Below are 3,887 nucleotides of genomic sequence, written 5' to 3'. Positions count from 1 at the left end.
GGCCTGCTCCAGCGCCGCCTGGTCGCCCGACAGCAGCGCGCCGAAGCTGGTCTGCAGGTCGGCCAGTTCCGGCACCCGCTGCAGCGCGAATACCCGCGGCGGCTTGCCGGCACGGGCAATGCTGACCTTGCCCTCGGCAATGGTGGTGGTTTCGGCGTAAGGCGCGCTCACCTCGCGCACCAGCGTGGCGTTGTCGGGGCGCCGGTACTGGCCTTCCACCCGCAACGGCTCCTTCAGCAGCGCCGAACCGCGCAACTCGACAAAGCCGGTCTGGCTGGGCGCCGGCTGGGCCAGTTGCTGGAGGATCCAGCGGGCCTCAAGGGCGCTCGCCGAGGCTGTCAGGGCCGTGCTGGAGATCAGCAGCAGGAGTGCGCGCCGGGTCCACCGGGGCAGGGAACGCGTGGTCATCGGCATGCCAGAAATCATAGAAATTGAACCAGTTGTAAGGGGCACTGCGCAGCCGCGACTCCAGCCGTGCGGCGTAGCGCTGGACCAGCTGTGCCAACGCGCCGGCACGCTCGCGGCGCGGGATCTCGACGACGTCGTCAAACGCCTCGAACACCAGATCGTAACGGTTGCCCCCGCGGTACAGGCCAAATGCCAGTACCACCGGCACCTTCAGCACGGCGGCAATCAGCCACGGCGCGGTGGGAAATGGCGCAGGCGTGCCCAGCAGTGGCGCGGCGACCGACGGCTCGCCCGGCCGCGCGCGATCCACCAGCATCGCCACCAGCGCCCCTTCCTCGAGCGCCTGCTTGATCGCCATCACGATGGAGGGGCCGTCCTGGCCGGCATCGATGATTCCGGCCGCCAGCACCGGATCCAGTTCGGCCAGCACCTCGGTGATCGCCGGGTTGTGCGCCTTGTCCAGCAGCACCCGCAGCTGGATGTCCGGGCGTTGCCGGCCCAGCGCGCGCAACGCGTCGAAACTGCCCAGGTGCGAGCCGAACACCAGTACCCCACGGCCCTGGTCCATCGCCGCGTGCAGCTGCTCCAGACCGACATTGTGGATATCGAACAAACGCATGCGCCCACCGAGCATGAACACCCGGTCCAGGATGGTGGCCGCGAACGTATGGATATGCCGGGCGACTTCGGCCAACGAGGCAGGGCGCCCATGCACCCGCGACAGGAACGCGCGCGAGGCGTTGCGTTCGGCGCCGCGCATCAGCAGGAAATACAGGGTGATCGGATACAGGCAGAGCCGCGAGACGCCGCGCCCGCCATAGCGGGCGATGGCGGCAATCAGCCGGATCGCACCGCGGCCGCCGCCTTCAGGACGGCGCTTCCAGTCGACCTCGCTCATGCCGGGACGTCCGGCGTTGCCATCACCAGCTCACCGCGTACCAGCAGCTGCGCCTCGCGCAGCACCTTGAAGCGCCAGCGCGGCGCGGCGCTTTCCAGTTCTATCGTCGCGACCTGATCCGGCAGCAGCGGCGCCATGAACTTCACCTGCGGCAGGCGCACGGCGGTGACCGGCACGCCGCACTGGCCGCTGATGGCCAGCAACACCTGCTCCAGCACCACCACGCCCGGCACCAGCGGCCGCCCCGGGAAGTGGCCGGGCAGGCAGGGATGGTCGGCGGGAATAGTGAATTGCATGACATCCACCGGAACAAGGACGGCCGCAAAGGATAACCGGCGCCGGTACCGCTCAGCGCAACAGGTCGCGCCAGAACGCGGGACCCAGCTGCGCCATCTGCCGCGCGAACTGCACGGCGTTGCGATCTGGACGGTCCGGGAACAGGCGCGTACGCAGCGCGTATTCGAGCACGAAGAACCCTCCGATCAGGCCCCAGTTGGCGATATTGGCGCACCATGACCACTGCTCATGGGTGACCGGCCACCACGGCCGCAGGCCCAACATGACCAGCAGCCCCCCCGGTACGGCGCTGGCCGCCAAGGCCAGGTTCAAGGCCGCCAGCAGCACCAGCACCGCCACCCAGGCCCCGGTCAGCTGACGGGTATAGCGCTCCAGCGCGGCGGTCACCGGCATGCCGGCACGCTGATACAGCGCGCGCATGATGCGCCCGATCAACGGCACCTGGCCTGCGCCCAGCCGTGCGGGCGAACCCCCACGCCACCAGCAGCGGGAACACCACCGGCGGAGCCAGCAGCAGCATCCACGCCAGCGGCGAGCCGGCCAACCACACCAGCGCCAGCGTGCACAGCAGCAGTAGCGGCAGGGCCCAGCCGCGGCGCTGTGCCAGCGGCGCCAACAACAGCAGCAGTACCAGACTGAACATCGCCGCCGCCGCCCAGATCCCGTCGCTACGGAGGCTGGCCACGTGCGACAGCAGCGGGTAGGCCAGCAGCAGCAGCATGCGGATCAGCGCAGCGGCCGCACCGTGGCCGGAAGGAGGCGCAACAGCCACGCGCTCCACCTCAGGCGGGCTTGTTGGCGTCGATATGAGCCGAAAGCGAGCGCAGCGACGTGAAAATACGCCGGTTGTCCTCATTGTCCGAGCGCAGCTGGAAGCCGTAGCGCTTGCTGATGGCCAGCGCAAGCTCCAACGCATCAATCGAATCCAGGCCCAGGCCGTCATTGAACAGCGGCGCCTCCGGATCGATCTGCGACGGAGTGACGTCCTCCAGGTTCAGGCTTTCCACCAGCAATTCAGCCAATGCGGCCTCGGACGGGGTTTGTGGCGACATGTACAGGTCCAGCGACGATTATGGAGGCGTAACGATCCGGCATCACCGTCGATAGCGCAACCGCGGTGGAAAAAACACGCGCGCTATCATGTGCCATCCCGGTTACACCGAATGTCCAGCGCATGATGTTTCCAGCACCACCCCCGTTGCCGCCCACCCCGTCCGGCCTTGCCCGCGATACCACGCCGGTCACCGCATGTGCGTGTTCCGGTAGCGCACCATGAGCGCCCATGCGGCGGTGACGTCCGCGTTGGCCGCATTGACCGTCGACTATGTGCCGGCCGCGCAGCTGCCGCTGTTGCTGGCCGATCCGCGGGTGCTGGCCATCTTCGCCTTTCATGCCGGCCGCGACGCGCCGGCCAGTGACGATCCGCGTTATCTGCAGGTAGGCCTGCAGGCCCATGGTGAACCGCAGCTGGAAGTGTGGCGCAGCCGCGCGCCGGTGCGCAGCGGACGCGACGCGAACGGCCTGGCCTGGGCCAGCGATGGCGCGCTGCTGTTTGGCGCCATGCAGATTGATGAGGCTACCGCCGGCGGCATCCTGGAAGCCTCGCAGCAGGCCTACGCGCAGATGCTTGCCGCGCTGCCGCAGCACGGTTACCCGCATCTGCTGCGGATCTGGAATTACTTCGATGCCATCACCGAAGGCGACGGTGACCAGGAGCGTTATCGACAATTCTGCATCGGCCGCGCCCGCGGCCTGGGCACGGTTGATCCGACCACCCTGCCGGCGGCCACCGCGATCGGCCGGGTGGATGGCGTACGGGTACTGCAGGTCTACTGGCTGGCCGCCCGCGAACCGGGCATTCCACTGGAGAACCCGCGTCAGGTCAGCGCCTACCGCTATCCGCGCCAGTACGGGCCGCAGCCCCCCAGTTTCGCCCGCGCCATGCTGGCCGCGCCCGGCAGTGCGCTGCCCTTGCTGCTGTCCGGGACCGCCAGCGTGGTCGGACACCAGACCCTGCACACCGACTGCACCGCCCTCCAGCTGCAGGAAACATTCGCCAACTTCACCGCGTTGATCGACGCGGCACGCCAGCATGTCCCCGCGCTGCCGCCACAGTTCGGCGCCGGGAGCCGGCTCAAGGTCTATGTGCGCGACGGTGACGAGCTGGCGCAGGTGCAACAACAGCTGTCACAGCATCTGGGGGCGCAGGTGCCGCGGTTGCTGCTGCATGCAACGGTGTGCCGCCGCGACCTGCGCGTGGAGATCGACGGCGTCCACGGCGGCT

General features: G+C 68.5%; 6 protein-coding genes. 1 reads left to right on the top strand and 5 read right to left on the bottom strand.

Annotation, left to right across the window (positions count from 1 at the left end; translation table 11 throughout):
• From JCM9942_RS20265 to JCM9942_RS11955, 5 genes are all read right to left on the bottom strand, one after another.
• The coding region (locus tag JCM9942_RS20265; protein WP_304941142.1) for a LolA-related protein at positions 1–414 on the bottom strand (414 nt) is incomplete at its 3' end.
• Entirely contained in the window at positions 317–1,306 is a 990-nt protein-coding gene (locus tag JCM9942_RS11970; protein ID WP_054659921.1) for a lysophospholipid acyltransferase family protein, read from the bottom strand. The genes JCM9942_RS20265 and JCM9942_RS11970, both read right to left, overlap by 98 nt.
• Positions 1,303–1,602: an ApeI family dehydratase gene (locus JCM9942_RS11965; protein ID WP_054659919.1), complete on the bottom strand. Its 300-nt coding sequence runs from the start codon at positions 1,600–1,602 to the stop codon at positions 1,303–1,305. The genes JCM9942_RS11970 and JCM9942_RS11965 overlap by 4 nt, the downstream gene beginning before the upstream one ends.
• A 52-nt stretch (positions 1,603–1,654) precedes the next feature.
• Positions 1,655–2,038 carry a hypothetical protein gene (locus JCM9942_RS20260; RefSeq protein ID WP_256202374.1) on the bottom strand — a complete coding sequence of 128 codons (384 nt, stop codon included), beginning with the start codon at positions 2,036–2,038 and terminating at the stop codon, positions 1,655–1,657.
• Between the two features lie 347 nt (positions 2,039–2,385).
• Positions 2,386–2,655, bottom strand: a complete 270-nt coding sequence (locus JCM9942_RS11955) for a phosphopantetheine-binding protein (protein ID WP_054659917.1) — start codon at positions 2,653–2,655, stop codon at positions 2,386–2,388.
• A gap of 220 nt (positions 2,656–2,875) precedes the next feature.
• On the opposite strand from JCM9942_RS11955, the gene JCM9942_RS11950 reads away from it, so the two are divergent.
• Positions 2,876–3,887: chorismate transformation FkbO/Hyg5 family protein (locus JCM9942_RS11950; RefSeq protein WP_054659915.1), on the top strand; the 1,012-nt coding region annotated here is incomplete at its 3' end.

The organism is Stenotrophomonas pictorum JCM 9942, assembly GCF_001310775.1.
GTDB lineage: Bacteria > Pseudomonadota > Gammaproteobacteria > Xanthomonadales > Xanthomonadaceae > Stenotrophomonas > Stenotrophomonas pictorum.
Note: the sequence above shows the minus strand (reverse complement) of the source record. Positions and strands in the feature narration are given on the sequence as shown.